The sequence below is a fragment of the Pandoraea aquatica genome, from assembly GCF_902459565.1.
Taxonomy (GTDB): Bacteria; Pseudomonadota; Gammaproteobacteria; order Burkholderiales; family Burkholderiaceae; genus Pandoraea; species Pandoraea aquatica.
In genome coordinates, this window is the sequence record NZ_CABPSN010000002.1 from 633,354 (window position 1) to 650,912 (window position 17,559).

Annotated in this window: 17 protein-coding genes and 1 tRNA gene; 7 read left to right on the plus strand and 11 right to left on the minus strand. The window is 63.2% G+C overall.

Annotated elements, in window-relative coordinates; translation table 11 throughout:
• Nucleotides 1-168 precede the first annotated feature (168 nt).
• The gene (locus tag PAQ31011_RS08425; protein WP_150575375.1) at nt 169-1,587 is read left to right on the plus strand and encodes a M16 family metallopeptidase; all 1,419 of its coding nucleotides are present in this window, start codon (nt 169-171) and stop codon (nt 1,585-1,587) included.
• A 14-nt stretch (nt 1,588-1,601) separates the two neighbouring features.
• On the plus strand, nt 1,602-3,041 hold the full coding sequence (locus PAQ31011_RS08430) for a M16 family metallopeptidase (RefSeq protein WP_246179445.1): 1,440 nt from the start codon (nt 1,602-1,604) through the stop codon (nt 3,039-3,041).
• Between the two features lie 126 nt (nt 3,042-3,167).
• Here PAQ31011_RS08430 and PAQ31011_RS08435 read toward each other — a convergent pair whose 3' ends face one another.
• Nucleotides 3,168-4,067, minus strand: coding sequence for an ABC transporter permease (locus PAQ31011_RS08435; protein ID WP_281349988.1), 900 nt, complete (start codon nt 4,065-4,067; stop codon nt 3,168-3,170).
• Nucleotides 4,060-4,977, minus strand: coding sequence for a nodulation factor ABC transporter ATP-binding protein NodI (nodI, locus tag PAQ31011_RS08440; protein WP_150575376.1), 918 nt, complete (start codon nt 4,975-4,977; stop codon nt 4,060-4,062). Before nodI ends, PAQ31011_RS08435 begins: the two co-directional genes overlap by 8 nt.
• A gap of 292 nt (nt 4,978-5,269) precedes the next feature.
• Between nodI and rsmD the strand changes: the two genes are divergently transcribed.
• Together rsmD and coaD are read left to right on the plus strand one after the other, a co-directional pair.
• A complete protein-coding gene (gene rsmD / locus PAQ31011_RS08445; RefSeq protein ID WP_150575377.1) occupies nt 5,270-5,863 on the plus strand; it encodes a 16S rRNA (guanine(966)-N(2))-methyltransferase RsmD in 594 nt (197 codons plus the stop codon).
• Nucleotides 5,864-5,918: 55 nt separating this feature from the next.
• Nucleotides 5,919-6,413, plus strand: a complete 495-nt coding sequence (gene coaD / locus PAQ31011_RS08450) for a pantetheine-phosphate adenylyltransferase (RefSeq protein WP_150575378.1) — start codon at nt 5,919-5,921, stop codon at nt 6,411-6,413.
• Between the two features lie 198 nt (nt 6,414-6,611).
• Here coaD and PAQ31011_RS08455 read toward each other — a convergent pair whose 3' ends face one another.
• Nucleotides 6,612-7,379, minus strand: coding sequence for a transporter substrate-binding domain-containing protein (locus tag PAQ31011_RS08455; protein WP_246179487.1), 768 nt, complete (start codon nt 7,377-7,379; stop codon nt 6,612-6,614).
• Nucleotides 7,380-7,879: 500 nt separating this feature from the next.
• Here PAQ31011_RS08455 and PAQ31011_RS08460 point away from each other — a divergent pair, with 500 nt between their 5' ends.
• The gene (locus tag PAQ31011_RS08460; protein ID WP_039395480.1) at nt 7,880-8,137 is read left to right on the plus strand and encodes a YfhL family 4Fe-4S dicluster ferredoxin; all 258 of its coding nucleotides are present in this window, start codon (nt 7,880-7,882) and stop codon (nt 8,135-8,137) included.
• Between the two features lie 103 nt (nt 8,138-8,240).
• Here PAQ31011_RS08460 and pth read toward each other — a convergent pair whose 3' ends face one another.
• The 7 genes from pth to PAQ31011_RS08495 form a co-directional block, all read right to left on the minus strand.
• Nucleotides 8,241-8,837 carry an aminoacyl-tRNA hydrolase gene (gene pth / locus PAQ31011_RS08465; RefSeq protein ID WP_150575380.1) on the minus strand — a complete coding sequence of 199 codons (597 nt, stop codon included), beginning with the start codon at nt 8,835-8,837 and terminating at the stop codon, nt 8,241-8,243.
• 123 nt (nt 8,838-8,960) lie between these two features.
• A complete protein-coding gene (locus PAQ31011_RS08470) occupies nt 8,961-9,578 on the minus strand; it encodes a 50S ribosomal protein L25/general stress protein Ctc (protein ID WP_150575381.1) in 618 nt (205 codons plus the stop codon).
• A 155-nt stretch (nt 9,579-9,733) separates the two neighbouring features.
• On the minus strand, nt 9,734-10,681 hold the full coding sequence (locus PAQ31011_RS08475) for a ribose-phosphate pyrophosphokinase (protein ID WP_039395490.1): 948 nt from the start codon (nt 10,679-10,681) through the stop codon (nt 9,734-9,736).
• 50 nt (nt 10,682-10,731) lie between these two features.
• Nucleotides 10,732-10,808, minus strand: a tRNA-Gln gene (locus tag PAQ31011_RS08480).
• 54 nt (nt 10,809-10,862) lie between these two features.
• A complete protein-coding gene (gene ispE, locus PAQ31011_RS08485; protein WP_150575382.1) occupies nt 10,863-11,732 on the minus strand; it encodes a 4-(cytidine 5'-diphospho)-2-C-methyl-D-erythritol kinase in 870 nt (289 codons plus the stop codon).
• A 47-nt stretch (nt 11,733-11,779) separates the two neighbouring features.
• Nucleotides 11,780-12,424, minus strand: a complete 645-nt coding sequence (locus PAQ31011_RS08490) for an outer membrane lipoprotein LolB (RefSeq protein WP_150575383.1) — start codon at nt 12,422-12,424, stop codon at nt 11,780-11,782.
• A 23-nt stretch (nt 12,425-12,447) separates the two neighbouring features.
• On the minus strand, nt 12,448-14,259 hold the full coding sequence (locus tag PAQ31011_RS08495) for a tetratricopeptide repeat protein (RefSeq protein WP_246179446.1): 1,812 nt from the start codon (nt 14,257-14,259) through the stop codon (nt 12,448-12,450).
• Nucleotides 14,260-14,485: 226 nt separating this feature from the next.
• Between PAQ31011_RS08495 and mutM the strand changes: the two genes are divergently transcribed.
• Both mutM and mutY read left to right on the plus strand, forming a co-directional pair.
• The gene (gene mutM, locus PAQ31011_RS08500) at nt 14,486-15,316 is read left to right on the plus strand and encodes a bifunctional DNA-formamidopyrimidine glycosylase/DNA-(apurinic or apyrimidinic site) lyase (protein ID WP_150575385.1); all 831 of its coding nucleotides are present in this window, start codon (nt 14,486-14,488) and stop codon (nt 15,314-15,316) included.
• Between the two features lie 119 nt (nt 15,317-15,435).
• Nucleotides 15,436-16,611, plus strand: a complete 1,176-nt coding sequence (gene mutY, locus PAQ31011_RS08505) for an A/G-specific adenine glycosylase (RefSeq protein ID WP_150575386.1) — start codon at nt 15,436-15,438, stop codon at nt 16,609-16,611.
• 16 nt (nt 16,612-16,627) lie between these two features.
• Here mutY and rapZ read toward each other — a convergent pair whose 3' ends face one another.
• Nucleotides 16,628-17,500 (minus strand): RNase adapter RapZ, encoded by an 873-nt coding sequence (rapZ, locus tag PAQ31011_RS08510; protein ID WP_150575387.1) that lies wholly within the window; start codon nt 17,498-17,500, stop codon nt 16,628-16,630.
• Nucleotides 17,501-17,559 lie beyond the last annotated feature (59 nt).

Below are 17,559 nucleotides of genomic sequence, written 5' to 3' on the forward strand. Positions count from 1 at the left end.
GTGAGGAACTCGACGTGGGGGCGCGCTATCGGCGTGCGACTATGATTTGTCCTGCCATTCGCGTCGCACAAAACCCCCTACAATGGGCAGGTCGTTGTTTCCGACGCGGGAAATGCGACGTATTTTATCAGACGCGAATCGACGTCCATGATGGGCGAAAGGGGATCCATGACGGGAACCATGCGCTGGCGACACGCCTTGGCCGGACTGGCACTGGCGGGTGTGATGAGCCTGAGCCACGCCGCTGACACCGGCGGCAGCAAGACAACGGATAACACTTCGGAATTCACGCTCTCGAACGGTCTGCGGCTGATCGTACGCGAAGACCATCGGGCACCGACGGTCGCCCATGTGGTCTGGTATCGCGCCGGGTCGCTCGACGAGTTCAACGGCACCACCGGCGTCGCCCACGCGCTTGAACACATGATGTTCAAGGGCACCAAGACCGTCGGCGCGGGCCAGTTCTCCCGTCAGGTCGCTGCCCTCGGCGGCCGCGAGAACGCCTTCACGAGCAAGGACTACACCGGCTACTTCGAGCAGACGGAGAAGTCGCGTCTGCCGGAAATGATGCGTCTCGAAGCCGATCGCATGGCCAACCTGACGCTCTCCGCCGACGAATTCGCCAAAGAGATTCAGGTGGTGATGGAGGAGCGTCGTCTGCGCACGGACGACCAGCCGCGCGCACTGCTCTACGAACAACTGATGGCCACCGCGCTCGTGGCAAATCCGTATCGTCGCCCGATCGTCGGCTGGATGGACGATCTCCAGCACATGACCGTGCAGGACACGCGCGACTGGTACGAGCGCTGGTACGCGCCGAACAACGCCGTGGTCGTGGTGAGCGGCGACGTCGATCCCGCGCAGGTCAAGGCGCTCGCCGAGAAGTACTACGGCCCCATCAAGTCGCATGCGCTGCCGGAGCGCCGTCCGCAGAACGAGCCGGCGCAGTTGGGCGTGCGCCGCGTGTTCGTGAAAGCGCCGGCCGAGAACCCGAACGTAATGCTCGCGTGGCGTGCGCCGCGTCTGAACGACGTCGAGAAGGATGACGACGTCTACGCATTGCAGGTGCTCTCCGCCGTGCTCGACGGCTACGGTAACGCGCGTCTGACGAGCCGCCTCGTGCGCGAGCAGCGCATTGCGAACGACGTCGGCGCGAGCTACGACGGTGTGGGGCGCGGCCCGCAGTTCTTCATCATGGACGCGACCCCTGCGCAGGGGAAGACGCCGGAGCAGATCGAGAAGGCCCTGCGTGCACAGATCGCCGACATCGCGGCACACGGTGTAACGGAAGCGGAGCTCAAGCGCGTGAAGGCGCAGGTGGTGGCGTCGCAGATCTACAAGCGCGACTCGGTGTTCGGTCAGGCGATGGAAATCGGACTGAACGAGATGTCGGGCATTTCGTGGCGTCAGATCGATCGCATGCTTGAAAAGGTGAAGGCAGTCACGCCCGCGCAGGTGCAGGCGGTCGCTGGCAAGTACTTCGGCGACGAATCGCTGACGGTTGCCACGCTCGTGCCGCAGCCGATCGACGAGGCGACACGCAAGCGCCGCGCCCAAGGGGCGCAAGACCTGAAGAACATGCGCTGAGAGGGCCACACACGATGATGAAAATTTCCGCACTGATGCGTGCGTTCTCCGTGCCCGCGCGAACGGGTGTCATGGCTTGCGCAGCCGCTGGCGTGCTGGCGGCCGGTCTGCCGCTCACGGCCAGCGCAGCGCTGCCGATCCAGACCTGGGTCGCGCCGTCCGGTGCCAAGGTGATGCTCGTGGAGAGCCGCTCGATCCCGATGATCGACGTGAACATCGATTTCGATGCGGGCAGCCGTTACGACCCGAAAGGCAAATCCGGGCTGGCGTTGCTGACGGCCGGGTTGCTCGACGCTGGCGCAGCGGCCGCAGGCGGGCATCCCGCGCTGAGCGAGGCGCAGATTGCCGACCGTTTCGCCGACGTGGGTGCGATGGAAGCGACGAGCGCCGGGCGCGACGCCGCGACCGTCACCATCCGCACGCTATCGTCGGCGGCCGAACGTGATGCGGCCGTGAGTACGCTCGCGCAATTTCTGCAACATCCCACGTTCCCCGATGTCGTGCTCAAACGTGAGACGGCGCGTCTGTCGTCGGCGATTGCCGAGTCGGATACGAAGCCCGAGGCGATTGTCGAGAAGGCGTTTCGCAGCGCGATCTACGGCAGCCATCCGTATGGCGTGACGCCGACGGTGGCGAGCGTCAACGCCGTGAAGCGCGACGATCTGATGCGCTTCTATCGCGATATGTACAGCCCGAAGCGGGCGGTCGTCTCCATCGTTGGCGACATTGACCGTGCACAGGCCGAGAAGCTTGTCGCGCAGTTGACGGACGCCATGCCTGCTGGCGTTACGCCGCCCACGATGCCGCCGGTGGCGGCGCTGCGCAGCGCGGTGCAGCTCGATCTGCCGCATCCGGCCGAGCAGGCGCATATTGCGGCCGGGCAGGCGTCGATGGCGCGCAGCGATCCCGACTACTTCCCGTTGCTCGTGGGGAACTACGTGCTGGGCGGCGGTGGCTTCGTGTCGCGTTTGACGGCGGAAGTGCGCGAGAAGCGCGGTCTGACGTACGGCGTATCGAGTGGTTTCGTGCCGCAGTTGCAGGAGGGGCCGTTCGAGATCAACTTGCAGACACGTCGTGAGCAAGCGCCCGAAGCGCTCAAGGTCGTGCGTGAGACGCTGGCCCGATTCGTTCAGGATGGACCCACGGCGGAGGAAATGCAGGCAGCGAAGGACAACCTGACCAATGGTTTCCCGCTGCGTCTGGACAGCAACCGCAAACTGCTGGCGAACGTGGCGGCCATCGGCTTCTACAACCTGCCGCTCGACTACCTCGACACGTGGACCGCCAAGGTCGAGGCCGTGACGGCAGCGCAGGTGAAGGACGCGTTTGCGCGTCACGTGCAGCCGGATCGTCTCGCAACCGTCGTCGTCGGACCGAGCGATGTGTTCGGTGCGGCAAGCGCCGGCGCAGCGGTGCCGAGCGCCACACCGGCAGCCAGCAAGCCCGTGAAGTGACGACAGCGTGTAGTTCACACGTCTGATCACGTTCGACGAAAAACGGCACCGGGATTTCCGGTGCCGTTTTTCTTTGTGGCCGACGTGTCGGATTCGCTATCGAACGCTAATGAACGCCAACGAACGCTATCGAAGTATCCGGCGACGCAACAGCACCAGCGCAACAGAGAAGCCGACGACGGTGTAGGCGACAAGTGCGCCCACATGCAGCCACGGCAAGTCGATGGCGCGCCCGAGCATGGCGGGGCGAATCAGCGCGACGGCGTGCGCGAGCGGTAGCCACTCCGTCACATGACGCGCTGCTGCCGGGAGTTGCGACAACGGGAAGAACACCCCGGAGAGCAGCAGCATCGGTGTCATCACGAGCGTCTGGTAGAACATGAAGAAGTCGTAGCTCGGCGCGAGTGCCGTCATTACCATGGCGAGACTGGCGAACGCCAACCCCGCGAGCAAAACGGCAGGCAGCACCACGGCGAGACTGTCGATGCGCGCGTATCCGAGCACGCTCGCCACCAGCAGGATCGCAACGCCCGAGAGCACGGCTTTGCTGGCGGCCCAGACGACCTCGCCGAGCACGATGTCGCCCAGCGTCAGCGGGGTATGCATCAGCGCCTCCCAGGTGCGCTGTACGTGCATGCGCGAGAAGCCCGAATACATCGACTCGAAGCTCGCGGAGAACATTACGCTGGAGCCGACGGTGCCCGCGGCGAGAAACGCGATATACGAGGTACCGTCGACGTTGCCGACCATCATGCCGAGACCGAAGCCCAGGCCGAAGAGGTAGATCATCGGGTCTGCGAGATTGCCGAACATCGAGGCAATCGCGAGCTTGCGCCACACCAGAAAGTTGCGTCGCCAGACACCCATCCACGGCGTGACGCCCGGCAGGTAGCGAGGCGCGTCGGGCGGCTGCACGGGTAGGTGCCCGCGCGCAGTTGTGGCGTGGGGCGACGCTTCGGCAGGGCGGGCTGCCTGGGGTGTCGTAGCCCCGGCGTTCGTGTCGTCGCGCGGGTCGTGCTCAGTCATCGCGCATCTCCCGTCCCGTGAGCTTGAGAAAGACATCCTCCAGATTGGCCCGGCGATGCAGATACCGCACCCCCGGCTGGTCCTGCAAGGCATTCACGACCGGCACGGCGTCGCGAACGTAGCAGAAGTGGGTCTCGCCACTGGTCTCGATGCGTTCGGCGAACGGCGCGAGGCTGGCGAGGAGGGCATGCGGAACGTCACCGAAGACTTCTACGACATCGCACCCGATTTCGCGCGCTACGAGTTCCGGCGGTGTGCCTTCTGCGATCTTGCGTCCGGCGTCGATCACGCACAGCCGGTGGCACAGACGCTCGGCTTCCTCCATGAAGTGGGTGGTGAGCAGAATCGTCTTGCCCTCGTTCATCAGCGATTTCAGTCGCTCCCAGATCAGATGCCGGGCCTGCGGGTCGAGCCCGGTCGTCGGCTCGTCGAGCACGAGCACGTCGGGATTGTTGATGAGGGCGCGGGCGAGCGTGAGGCGTCGCTTCATGCCGCCCGAGAGCTGGGCGACGCGGGCATCCGCCTTCGATTCGAGACGGGCGAACGCCAGCAGTGCGGGAACGCGTTCCTTGATATCGGCCGAGGCGAGTCCGAAATAACGTCCGAAGACAGCCAGGTTTTCGCGCACCGTGAAGTCGGGGTCCAGATTGTCGAACTGAGGCACGACGCCGACGCGACGTCGCGCTTGCGGTGCCAGCTTCGGGACGGACAGGCCGCCGAGCCGGATCTCGCCGGCGTCGGGCGTAACGAGGCCCAGCAGCATGCGTAACGTGGTCGTCTTGCCCGCACCGTTGGGGCCCAGCAGGCCGAAGCATTCACCCGGTGCGACGCGTAGCGACAGGTGATCGACCACGGGGCGGCCGTCATAGGCCTTGCATAGCTCGGTTACCTCGATGGCGGCATCGGTCATGGCGGATCTGCGGTCTCCTGTCGCGTGGCCGGGCAACAACGGTGGATCAACGTTGGGACTGCGTCGCGAAGCCAGACGTTCATCGGCCGGGATTTGTGCACCGCCGCGCGCCGCTGTCCCTTATGGGGTATGGCCTATGGGTCATAAGGCTCGGGCGATGTGGTATGTTTCGCCTCAACAATGTAGCGTGAATTGCCATGATTTTGGATTCTCTGCGTGCACAACGACGCGCGCGACCCCATTTTTCCACCGTCAGCGGTGCCCCCAGTCAAGCCGTATTGCGGAGGACGCCATGAAGTCCGGTGCAGGTAACGTGGCGCGCGGCGCGCCGCAGCAGGTCCGCATCATCGGCGGTCAGTGGAAGCGCACGCCGCTGCCGGTGCCGCCGGGCGACGGTCTGCGGCCGACCCCTGATCGCGTGCGGGAGACGCTGTTCAACTGGCTCGGACAGGACCTGACGGGCATGCAGTGCCTCGACGCCTTCGCCGGCAGCGGTGCGCTCGGCTTCGAGGCCGCTTCGCGCGGCGCACAGCGGGTGTTGCTGGTCGAGTCCGCTGCGGCGGCCATTCGTCAGTTGCGCGCCAATCAGGCCAAACTCGATGCCAATCAGATCGAGATCGTGCAGGCGGATGCCAGACGCCTGATAACCACACTCTCGCCCGGGGTTTTCGACGTCATTTTCCTCGATCCGCCGTTCACGAGTGGCTGGCTGAACGATCTGCTGGCGCCCGCCGCCCGTCTGCTCGCGCCGAACGGCGTGATCTACGCCGAGTCGGATGTCCCTCTGGAGGACGATGCACTCGCCGAGCTGGGCCTCGTGTGCCTGCGCCGGGCGAAAGCCGGAGCGGTGCATTATCATTTGCTTGAATCGATTCCGAAAACCTAGAGACCACAATGAATAAGTACGCAGCAGCGGTCCCCCGCCGCGAGGAGACGTTGGCATGGTAGTGGCGATCTATCCGGGGACGTTCGACCCGTTGACCCGAGGCCATGAGGATCTGGTCCGCCGTGCGGCGGGCATCTTCGACAAGCTCGTGGTCGGGGTGGCCGACAGCCGAAACAAGAAGCCGTTCTTTTCGCTCGAAGAGCGGATCGACATCGCGCGTGAAGTGCTCGGGCACTATCCGAACGTGAGCGTCGAAGGCTTCTCCGGCCTGCTCAAGGACTTCGTGCGCAAGCATCAGGCGCGCGTGATCGTGCGCGGGCTGCGCGCCGTGTCCGACTTCGAGTACGAGTTCCAGATGGCGGGTATGAACCGCTACCTGTTGCCCGACGTCGAGACGATGTTCATGACACCGTCCGACCAGTACCAGTTCATCTCGGGCACCATCGTGCGCGAGATCGCCCAACTGGGTGGCGACGTCAGCAAGTTCGTGTTCCCGTCCGTCGAAAAGTGGCTGGTCACGAAAGTCGGCGAGATGACGCCGAAGAGCTGAGCAGGCGTACGTCGTTACCGGTTGTTTCGCGTGACGTCAGCAAAAACCCCGCAGCGTGTCTCGACACTGCGGGGTTTTTTGTTGCGGACATGTTTAAGCGTAATTACTTAAGTCCGATTACTTAAGCGGCGCATCGCGCCGCGGTTCAGGTCGCGAATCGAAGCGACTGTCTGAGCGCGCATTCGTTCGCGATGTGCATCAGAAGCCCTTCGGCAGCGGTGCCTGCATCCATTTGACGGACATGGCGTTCAGACGACCATCGGCCTTCGCCTTATCGATGATCGCATTCAGCTTCGCCACCATCGCCGTTTCGCCTTTGCCTACACCGATGTAGCAGGGCGTTTCTTCCACCGGGAATTTCAGATCGAAGGCGCGCTGTTTGCTCTTCTCGCGCACGGCGTTCGCCACGATGTTGCCCAGCGTCACGAGCTGCACCTGACCGGCGAGATACGACGCCGCCGTGGCGTTGTTGTCCTCGTATCGTTTGATGTTCGCGCTCGGCGGGGCGACAGCGGTCAGCGCGAGGTCTTCCGTCGAGCCGCGCGTCACCGCAATGGTTTTGTTGGCGAGGTCGGCGGGCACCTTGATCGCGATGTCTTGCGGACCATAGACGCTCTTCGGGAACGGCGCGTACGCCTTCGTGAAATCGATGGCCTTCTCGCGTTCGGCATTCTTGCCGAGGGACGAAATGACAACATCGACCTTGCCCGTCGTCAGATACGCGATACGGTTCGTGCTGATGACCGGTACGAGTTCGACCTTGGCACCGATCTCCTTGCCGATCAGCTCTGCCATGTCGATGTCGTAGCCGTGCACCTTGAGGTCGGTGCCGATCGAGCCGAACGGCGGGAAGTCCTGCGGGATGGCAATGCGGATGACACCGGTCTTGGCGATGGTCTGGAGGGCATCGGCATGTGCGAGGCCCGCGAGACCTCCCAGCGACGCAACGACAACCGCTTGCAGCATCCGGCGACGACCGGCTTGATGAAGGAACGCAGGCATGACTCGAACTCCTTGGCTTTTAGGCAACGACGATGACGTGAAAGGGGCTTGCGCGCGCGACAACGTACTGACGCACTCACGTACTAGCGCACGCAGGTCACAGCGGTCGAACTGGTACGACCAGTGATGCTCAGTGATAAAGCACTAACCGTGCCAGCCGGTCGGGCGCGTTGTTGGCAATGGCCTTGAAGTCGAAATGGGGCGGCGCGCGAGACTGACGTGCGCAAATGCACGCTAATGCGCTGATAGGCATTCCGCGCGGCGGTGCGTCGTGCACCAAAGTGAGCCGGTCGGCGGACGAACCGGTGCATGGGGCGGGGTGCGTCGCGGCATCCGGCGCGGCGACGGCAAGTGGATACCCGCTAACTTTCGTATAATCGAGGAATTGTTCCAGGAACCGTGACGGCTGCCGTTCGCCGGGGTTCACGCAAGTCAATGAACGGCCAGAGGAAAGCGAGTCAACAGTGGCACTGATGATTACCGACGAATGCATCAATTGCGACGTGTGCGAGCCTGAGTGCCCGAACGACGCAATTTCGATGGGGGTCGAGATCTACGAGATCGATCCGAACAAATGCACGGAGTGTGTCGGACACTTCGACGAACCGCAGTGTGTGCAGGTGTGTCCGGTGGAGTGTATTCCCATCAATCCGGAGCATGTCGAAACGCCCACGCAGCTGCTGGAGAAGTACACCCATCTGCAAGCGGCTAAATCGGCCTGAGGGCCTCAGACTGATCGTGGGCTTGCCACGGACTTAGCCAGACATGAGCGGCACCCGGCCGCTCATCTTGTACCGCTTCCGATTCGACGTCTCACCCGCCGGGTTATTTCCCCGGCGTTGCGTGAAGGCGCATCATCGCCTTTTCCATCTCACCCTTGACGACCAGGTCGACGATGTCGAGCGATCGCGACATCGCGTCGTCGATTTGCGCCTGCTCTTCCTTGCGCGGCGGCTTGAGCACGAAATCCGCGACTTGCTGCTGGCTGCCCGCCGGTTGCAACGTGCGCGGATGCCCGATGCCCAGACGCAGACGCCAGAATTCGGGCGTCGTCAGATGCGCGGCAATGTCCTTGAGGCCGTTGTGTCCACCGCTGCCACCGCCACGCTTGAGCTTGGCGGTACCGGGCAGCATATCGAGTTCGTCGTGCACCACGAGGATCTCGTCCGGCAGGATCTTGTAGAAGCGAGCGAGTGCGACGACCGACTGCCCCGAGCGGTTCATGAAGGTCTGCGGCTCAAGCAGCCACAATTCCTGTCCGGCCACACGCGTACGCGCGGCGAAGCCGTGAAAGTTCTTTTGGTTGGTGAGCGATGCGCCGCATTGCTGCGCCAGCGCGTCGACGAACCAGAAGCCCGCGTTGTGACGCGTCGCTGTGTATTCGGCGCCCGGATTGCCGAGCCCTACGATCAGCTTGATCATTTCGGTATCAGGATCTTGGCACGTGCCATCGTGGCATGCGCGCCGCCATAAAAAAACCCGCCGGACATGATGTCGCGGCGGGTCTTGCGTCCAGCGTCGCCGCTGAAAGCTAGCGAACGAGGCTTAAGCAGCCGGCGTTTCGCCTTCAGCCGAAGCAGCCGCTTCGTCAGCAGCAGCGCCAGCCGGTTGAACGGCTTGTGCGACCACCGGGTTTTCCTGCTCGACGTGCAGCGTCAGCGTCACGCCGGCGGGCAGCTTGACGTCCTTAGCGTGAACCGTCTTGCCAGCTTCCAGCGTCGACAGGTCGACTTCCAGGAATTCCGGCAGCTTGCCCGGCAGGCAGCTAACGTCCAGGTCGTTCAGCGTGTGGCTGATCACGTTCGAAGCCAGCTTCACGGCCGGAGCGTTTTCTGCGCCCAGGAAGTGCAGCGGCACCTTGACGTGGATCGGCTTGTTCGCGTCGACACGTTGGAAGTCAACGTGCAGAACCAGTTGCTTGAACGGGTGGTACTGCACATCGCGCAGCAGCACTTGTTCGGTCTTGCCGGCAACTTCCAGCTCGAGAATCGACGAGTGGAAAGCTTCTTTACGCAGGGCGTGCCACAGCGCGTTGTGATCGAGTTCGATCAGTTGCGGAGCAGCTTCACCACCGTACACGATGCCTGCGGTCTTACCGGCATTGCGCAGGCGGCGGCTCGCACCCGTACCTTGCAGATTACGCTCAAAAGCGACGACTTTCATAACAACTCCTTGAACTGCCCGCGACCAGGCAGCGATTTCTTCCTGAATTTCCCGTCGAAAAACACGGGTTTCAGGAACGACAAAGGCGGGGATAGGCTCCCCGCCGACATAACAACGGCGCCACACAGGCGCCGTCGCAAAATTTTACCGAACGCTTATTCCGCGAACAGCGACATCACCGAGTCGCCGCGACGGATACGCGAGAACGTCTCGGCCAGCAGGTTCGCGCAGCTCAGTTGGCGAATCTTGCCGCCCTTCGAATCGTCGCGCAGCGGGATCGTGTCGGTGACGACCACTTCATCCAGCTCCGAGGCGTTGATGCGCGCTGCGGCACCGCCCGAAAGCACAGGGTGCGTACAGTAGGCATACACCTTCTTCGCGCCACGTTCCTTCAGCACTTGTGCGGCTTTGCACAGCGTACCGGCGGTGTCGACCATATCGTCCATGATGACGCAGGTACGGCCTTCGACTTCACCGATGATGTTCATCACTTCAGCGACGTTGGCCTTCGGACGACGCTTGTCGATGATGGCCAGATCGCAATGCAGCTGCTTGGCGAGGGCACGGGCACGGACCACACCGCCGACGTCCGGCGACACCACCAGCAGGTTTTCGTGGTTCTGCGCGCGCACGTCTTGCAGCAGCAGCGGCGAAGCGTAGATGTTGTCGACCGGGATATCGAAGAAGCCCTGAATCTGGTCGGCGTGCAGGTCCATCGTGATGATGCGTTCGACGCCTGCGATTTGCAGCATGTTGGCTACGACCTTCGCCGAGATCGCCACGCGCGCCGAGCGGGGGCGACGATCCTGACGGGCATAGCCGAAATATGGGATGGCAGCGGTGATCCGGCCGGCAGAAGCGCGTTTGAGCGCGTCGACCATGATCATCAGTTCCATCAGATTGTCGTTGGTCGGAGCGCACGTCGACTGGAGGACGAAGACGTCCTTGCCGCGCACGTTTTCCTGAATTTCGACTTGAATCTCACCATCCGAGAACCGGCTGGCCATGGCTTTGCCGAGAGGGATACCGAGAGTATCGACGACCGCTTGGGCCAAGGCGGGATTGGCGTTCCCGGTGAATACCATCAGGTTATCACTACTCATCTGGCTACCTGCGGGACGTTTGGATGCTGAGACTTTACGACAGAAGAAATTGGCAGGGGAGGAAGGACTCGAACCCTCGTATGCCGGAATCAAAATCCGGTGCCTTAACCAACTTGGCGACTCCCCTACACTAACCGATGCCTTCGCTGCGTTGTAGGAAACGCAACAAAGTAAAACCCTTTTACGCGAAGGCGAACATTGGATGCTCGGCCAGGCTAGTGGTCACTTGACCTATCCAGCGCTCTGGCAATCGCTTGCATGCCGCTTCCGCATCTGCTTTCGTGTCGAATACACCAAACACGCTAGCACCGGATCCCGTCATACGTGCTGTGGTGAAGGTTCTGAACCAGTCAATCACAGCAGCGACTTCCGCGTATTCTCGAGTGACAACCGCCTGCATGTCGTTACGGAAGATTTCATCCGTTTCGAACACGTTTTTGTTGGCGTGCTCAAGAAAGAACGCCATTGTGACGATCTTCGTATCCCTTGTCAACAGGGGATCCGTAAATATTTTGTTGGTCGCGACGTGCACGCGCGGGTTCACCACGAGGAAGTGGTGCTGCGGCAAATCCACGGCGTGTAGTTCTTCGCCGAGGCCTTCTGCAAAGGCATTACGGCCGAAAACGAAAAACGGCACGTCCGCACCGAGTTTCAGGGCCAGTGTCTGGAGGGTTTCGCGGGGCAGATCGAGTTGCCACATGCGATTGAGCGCGAGCAGCGTCGTCGCGGCGTCCGAACTGCCGCCACCAATGCCGCCACCGGCCGGCAGACGCTTCTCGATGCCGATATCTACGCCGAAGCGCACGCCGCAGTGTTCTTGCAGCAGGCGCGCAGCGCGCACCGTCAGATCGGTCTCAGGCGGCACGCCGGGCAGCGGATTCGTGTGAACGATCTGGCCGTCGTCGCGGCGCTCGAAGTGCAGCGTGTCGGCCCAGTCGATCAGCTGGAAGACGGTTTGCAGTTCGTGATACCCGTTGGGCCGGCGTCCCACGATGTGCAGGAACAGGTTCAGCTTGGCCGGGGCCGGGCAGTCACGCAGGATTTCGTACATGGCAAGGCAAAAAACGAAGACTTTGAATGGGAGGGGCGGGGAACGGCTTACTCGTCGATCACGAGTCGCACGGCGAGCGGGGAGCCGTCGATATCGCGCGAAAGATCGACACGTTTGACGCGCAGCGGCGTGCCGTCGAAATACGCCTGATAGTCGATGGTCCAGCCGTCCTGCTTCAGATGGGTGGGACGCTGCGTCTGCGGATCGCGTTCGATGCTCGCTTGCGACCCCGGCGCGCTCTGCATGCGCAACCAGTAACGCAGACCGCCCACCGGCAGTGCGAAACCGAGCGCATCGTGCATGACATCTTCGAGACGAGACCCGGTGAGCGGTGCCTTGCCCGGTAGTTCCAGCGATGCACTGCGCGGATTTTCGCGCACGATCGCTTGCGTCTGACCCAGCGGGTCGAGCAGTTGGACGGTGGCGCTCTCGCCGTTTTGCTGCCAGTCGAAATTGCCGTACGTGTTGCGCGCTTCGCCGTTTTGCTCGTAGCGCACCGAGAAGCGGCCGCGATAGTGTTCGACGCTCGTGCCGGCGGTCGGCTCGATGGGCGTCGGCGGCGCGAGGCTGGCGCATCCCGTTGCAATGACGCTCGCCGCGCAAGCCACCACGACGGCGGCTGTACGAACGAACCTGGAAGCGTCGGCGCGGCGTGTCGCCGGGCGCGACGCAAATTGAGCCTTCTCAACCATGCGCGCTAACGTCATTACGGTCATTACGGCGCGACGTTGTAACGCTTCATCGTCGAGCGCAGCGTGTCATCGTCGCCGTCGAGCTTCAGCGCTTCGCGCCAGGTCTTGCGCGCTTCGTCTTGCTGACCCGATTCCCACAGCACTTCGCCCAGGTGCGCGCCGATTTCCGCTTGCGCCTGAATGCCGTAGGCACGGCGCAGCAGTTCGAGCGCCTGCGACTTGTCGCCAAGGCGATACTTCACCCAGCCGAGGCTGTCCATGATGTACGGATCTTCCGGCGAGAGCGACGACGCCTTTTGCAGCAGCTTGAGCGCTTCCGGCAGGCGCGTATTGCGCTCCGTGAGCGAGTAGCCCAGGGCGTTGTATGCCTGCGCGTTATCCGGCTGCGACGCCATCACGCGACGCATCGCTTTTTCCATCACGTCGTAGTGCTTGTTCAGTTCGGCCACCATGCCGTACTGATAGAGCAGATCGGCATCGTCCGGATGGTTTTTGACTTCGACGGCGAGCAACTTCTCCGCATCGTCGTAACGCTTCGATTTGACGAGCAGATCCGATTCGGCACGCTTGAGCGCAAGCTGCTCACGCGGCTCGCTCGACTTGATGCCATGCAGCAGCGCACGGCCTTCATCGAGCTTGCCCTGATCGGCCAGCAGCTGCGCGCGGCCGATTTGCGCCGGCAGATAGGCGTTGCTGTCTTCGCGAATCTTCGAGAGCCACTTGTCGGCGGCCGGGTAGTCCTTGCGGTCCTGCGCGATCTGCGCGAGGTAGACGTAAGCCTGCGCGCCGTCGGTGTTCTGCTGCTCGGCTTCCGTCGCGTACTTCTGCAAATACTGTTCGGCCTGTTCCGGATGGTTCGCGTGCAGGTTCAGCAGCGCGAGCGCCATGAGCGTCGACAGTTCATGCGGGTAACGCTTTTCCAGCGTTTCGAACTGCTTTTGCGCTGCGTCGAGCTGATTGTCGGCGAGCAGCAGCTTGGCGTAGGCGAAGCGGGCTTCCTTGGCGTTCGGATTCCGGTCGAGGAACGACTTCAGGCTGGCGATCGCGCCGGTGCGCTCCGCCGGACCCATCTGACCGTAGAGCAAGGCCGCAGCTTCGTAATCGGGCTTGAGCTTGAGTGCGGTTTCGAGCGACGTGCGTGCGCCGGCGGTGTCGCCTGCGTCGAGCTGCGAGCGGGCGATGGCCAGTTGCGCTTCCGGACGCTGCATGTCGTTCGCCAGCATGCGCTTGAGCGAGTCGATGCCGGTGGCGCGCTCCGGACTGCGGGCTATCATCTGCTGCAATTCGAGAATGGCCTGACCGCGACGCGCTTCGGGCACCTTATTCAGTTCGTCGACCAGCAGCGGTTCGGCTTCGGCCAGATGGCCGGTGCCGACTTCGAGGCTCGCCAGCAGTTGGGTCGCCGGACGCCACGACGGGTCGAGCTGATGCCACAGCTTGGCGGCAATCAGCGCGTCGCCGAGCTGGCGTGCGCCGAGTGCGATCTCTACGGCGCGGCGTGCCATGCGCGGATCCTTCGTGCGGTTGGCAAGGGCGACGTAGGTATTGAAAGCGGGGGCCAGATTGCCTTGTTGCAGGCTCAATTCGGCGGCCATCACTTCGAAGACGATCTCGCTGCTGAGTGCAACGTTCGGCAGCTTCTCGCGCGGGACGTTCGCGTTCGGTGCCACGTCTTCACTGTCGACGTCTGCATTCGCACCGCTCGCGGCACCCGGTGCGCTCGCCTTGGCGGGCGCGGCGGCCGGTGCACTGGCGGGGGCGGCGGGTGCCTTGGGGGCGGTCTGTGCCGCCGGCCCGGACTGGGCGAAGGCGTTCGAAGATGGCAGGAATGCCATGATTGCGCTGGCGCAGGTCACGCCAAGCGCCGTGGCTCCGGCCCAGGCCCCGCGAGCCAGGGCGCCGCGCAGGCGCAAAACCACGGGTGCCACGGTTTCCGCAGTACGGTCAGCGGCGGGAATGGACTGGAATCGGGTGTTCGGCATAGGGATCCACGGCAGGTTTCGAGCGATTGTAGCGCGCCCGATACAATAGAGTCTAAATCCTCAGCAAACGTTCGCAGGCATGCCTGAACTCCCAGAAGTCGAAGTCACCCGCCGCGGTATCGCGCCGCACGTCGCCGGCACGCGTATCGCGCGCATCGATGTGCGCAACGGGTCGTTGCGCTGGCCGGTGCCCGACGGGCTCGACGCCCTCCTGCGCGGCGAAACGCTCATCGGTGTCACCCGTCGCGGCAAGTACCTGCTGCTCGAATACGCGCCCGGCTGGTTGCTCGTGCATCTGGGCATGACCGGGACGTTGCGCGTCATGCCGGAACCGCAGTCGCTGCCGAGTGCCGGCATTCACGACCACATCGATCTCGTCTTCGAACGATGTGCGCTGCGCTATCGCGACCCGCGCCGCTTCGGGGCAGTCCTCTTCCATCCACGTGCGTCGGGCGATGTTCTGCTGCATCCGCTGCTCGCCAGTCTCGGCGTCGAGCCGTTGACCGACGACTTCGACGGCACATGGCTTTACGCGGGCACGCGCGGACGCACCGTCTCCATCAAACAGGCGCTGCTCGCGGGCAGCATCGTCGTGGGGGTGGGCAACATCTACGCTTCGGAGAGCCTGTTTCGCGCAGGCATCCATCCCCGCATGGCGGCGGGCAAGCTGTCGCGCCCGCGTGCCGAGAAGCTCGCGCAAGCCGTCAAGACGGTGCTTGCCGCAGCCATCGAGAAGGGCGGTAGCACGTTGCGAGACTTCGTCGGCAGCGACGGCCAGAGCGGCTATTTCCAGCAGGAGTATTTCGTCTACGATCGCGCGGGCCAACCGTGTCGCGCGTGTGGCACGACGATCCGGCAGATCGTGCAGGGACAGCGCTCGACCTTCTTCTGCCCGAAATGTCAGAAATAACGCATGTGTTCACCGCAGGTTGAGTCGATGTCGGATGGAGATGGCTTGGACATTGGTTTGACGAAGGGCATCCTCATCTACGCTCGAACGCAGCACACAAAGCTTCCCCCGAAAACGCTATGAAAGACGCCCCCAACGACATCACCGCAGGCACGCTCGCGGACACTTTCGCGCAGCGCCTGATCGCCTGGCAGGCCGAGCACGGCCGTCACGATCTGCCGTGGCAGAACACGCGCGACGCCTACCGCATCTGGCTGTCGGAGATCATGCTTCAACAGACGCAGGTCGCCACGGTGATTCCGTATTACGGCCGGTTTCTCGAGCGCTTCCCCGATGTCGCTGCGCTGGCGAGCGCGCCGCAGGACGACGTGATGGCGCTCTGGAGCGGCCTTGGCTACTACTCGCGCGCGCGCAACCTGCATCGCTGCGCACAGGTCGTCGTCGAGACCCATGGCGGACGTTTTCCCTCAGATCCTGAAACGCTCGCCACGCTACCGGGCATCGGCCGTTCCACTGCGGCGGCCATTGCCGCGTTTGCGTACGACGCACACGCCGCCATCCTCGATGGCAACGTCAAACGGGTGCTCGCGCGCGTGTTCGGTATCGAAGGCTTTCCGGGCACGCCGAAGATCGAGCGTGAGATGTGGACGCTGGCGGAATCGCTGTTGCCGCAAAGCGACTTGCCGGCCTACACGCAGGGGATGATGGACCTCGGGGCCACGCTGTGTGCGCGCGGCAAGCCGCGTTGCGGCGAGTGCCCGTTCGACAGCGATTGCGTCGCCCATGCGACGGGACGCGAGCGGACCTTGCCGACCTCCAAACCGAAAAAGGCGCAGCCGGAGCGTTATGTCGACGTGCTGGTCATCCGCGCAGGTGATCGCGTGTTGTTCGAGCGACGTCCCGATAGCGGTATCTGGGGGGGGCTGTGGAGCCTGCCGGAACTCACGCCGCCGACCGATGCGCGCGACGCCGACGACGCGTTACTGCGCGAGCGTCTGACAGGGCATGCGGCCGCGCTGGGCGCGAAGGTCGGTGCGGTGCAGTCGCTCATGCCGCTGCATGGCCTCACGCACGTCTTCACGCACTTCAAACTGCATTTGCGACCGTGGATGGTGACGTTGTCCGCGTCATCGGCGACGTCGGCAACAGCGACGGCATCGATCAACGAAGCCAACCGTGCATGGCTGGATGGGGAGGGTGTCGCGGCCGCCGGGTTGCCGTCACCGATTCGCAAGATCGCGGACGCGCTGTCGCTGCACGGTGTGAGCGACGGTCAGTTGTCGCTGCCGGCCTGAGCGCGCCGGCGACCCTTTACTTCGTGTCGATGGGGGCGAGTTCGCGGTGACGCACGAGCACGCTCGCTTCGTCGCGAAAGCGCGCGCCGAGCGTCTCGGAGATGAACACGGAGCGATGCTGTCCGCCCGTACATCCGATGGCGACCGTCAGATAGCTGCGGTTGTCGCGCATGAAGCTCGGCAACCACTTTTCCAGATACGCGCCGATGTCGTTGATCATCTCGTCCACTTCGGGAATGGCGGACAGGAAATCGATCACGGGCTGATCGCGTCCGGTCAGCGGGCGCAATTGCATGTCGTAGTACGGATTGGGCAGAGAGCGGACATCGAAGACGAGGTCGGCGTCGAGCGGCACGCCATGCTTGAATCCGAACGATTCGAACATCAGCGTGAGGCCGGTCTGATCGTGCTGGACGAATTCGCGAATCCAGCGGCGCAAGGCACTCGCGCGCAGATTGCTGGTGTCGATCTGGTGACCTAGCTCGGTGACGCTGCTGAGCATCTCGCGCTCTTTCTCGATGGCTTCGACGAGCGAGCCGGTGGCCGAGAGCGTGTCGTCGCTGGCGGCAGAAAGCGGGTGACGGCGGCGCGTCTCCGAGAAGCGCTGCACCAGCGTTTGCGTGGTCGCATTGAGAAACAGCACACGCACGTCGTGGCCGAAACGGCGCAGGCCGCCAATGATCGGCGGCAGTTCGGCGAGCGAGCCGCCGCTGCGCGCGTCGATGGCGACCGCGAGGCGCGTGTAATGCTGTGTTCCGAGGTAGACGGCGAGTTCAGGCAGAAAGCGCGACGGCAGATTGTCGACGCAGTAGTAACCCGCATCCTCGAGGACGTTCAGGGCGAGCGATTTGCCCGAGCCGGATACGCCGGTAATCAGTACGATCTTCATGACATTTCCCGAATACAACCATCATGGTAAGCGATTGTGTCGTACGGGTGTCGCGTGCG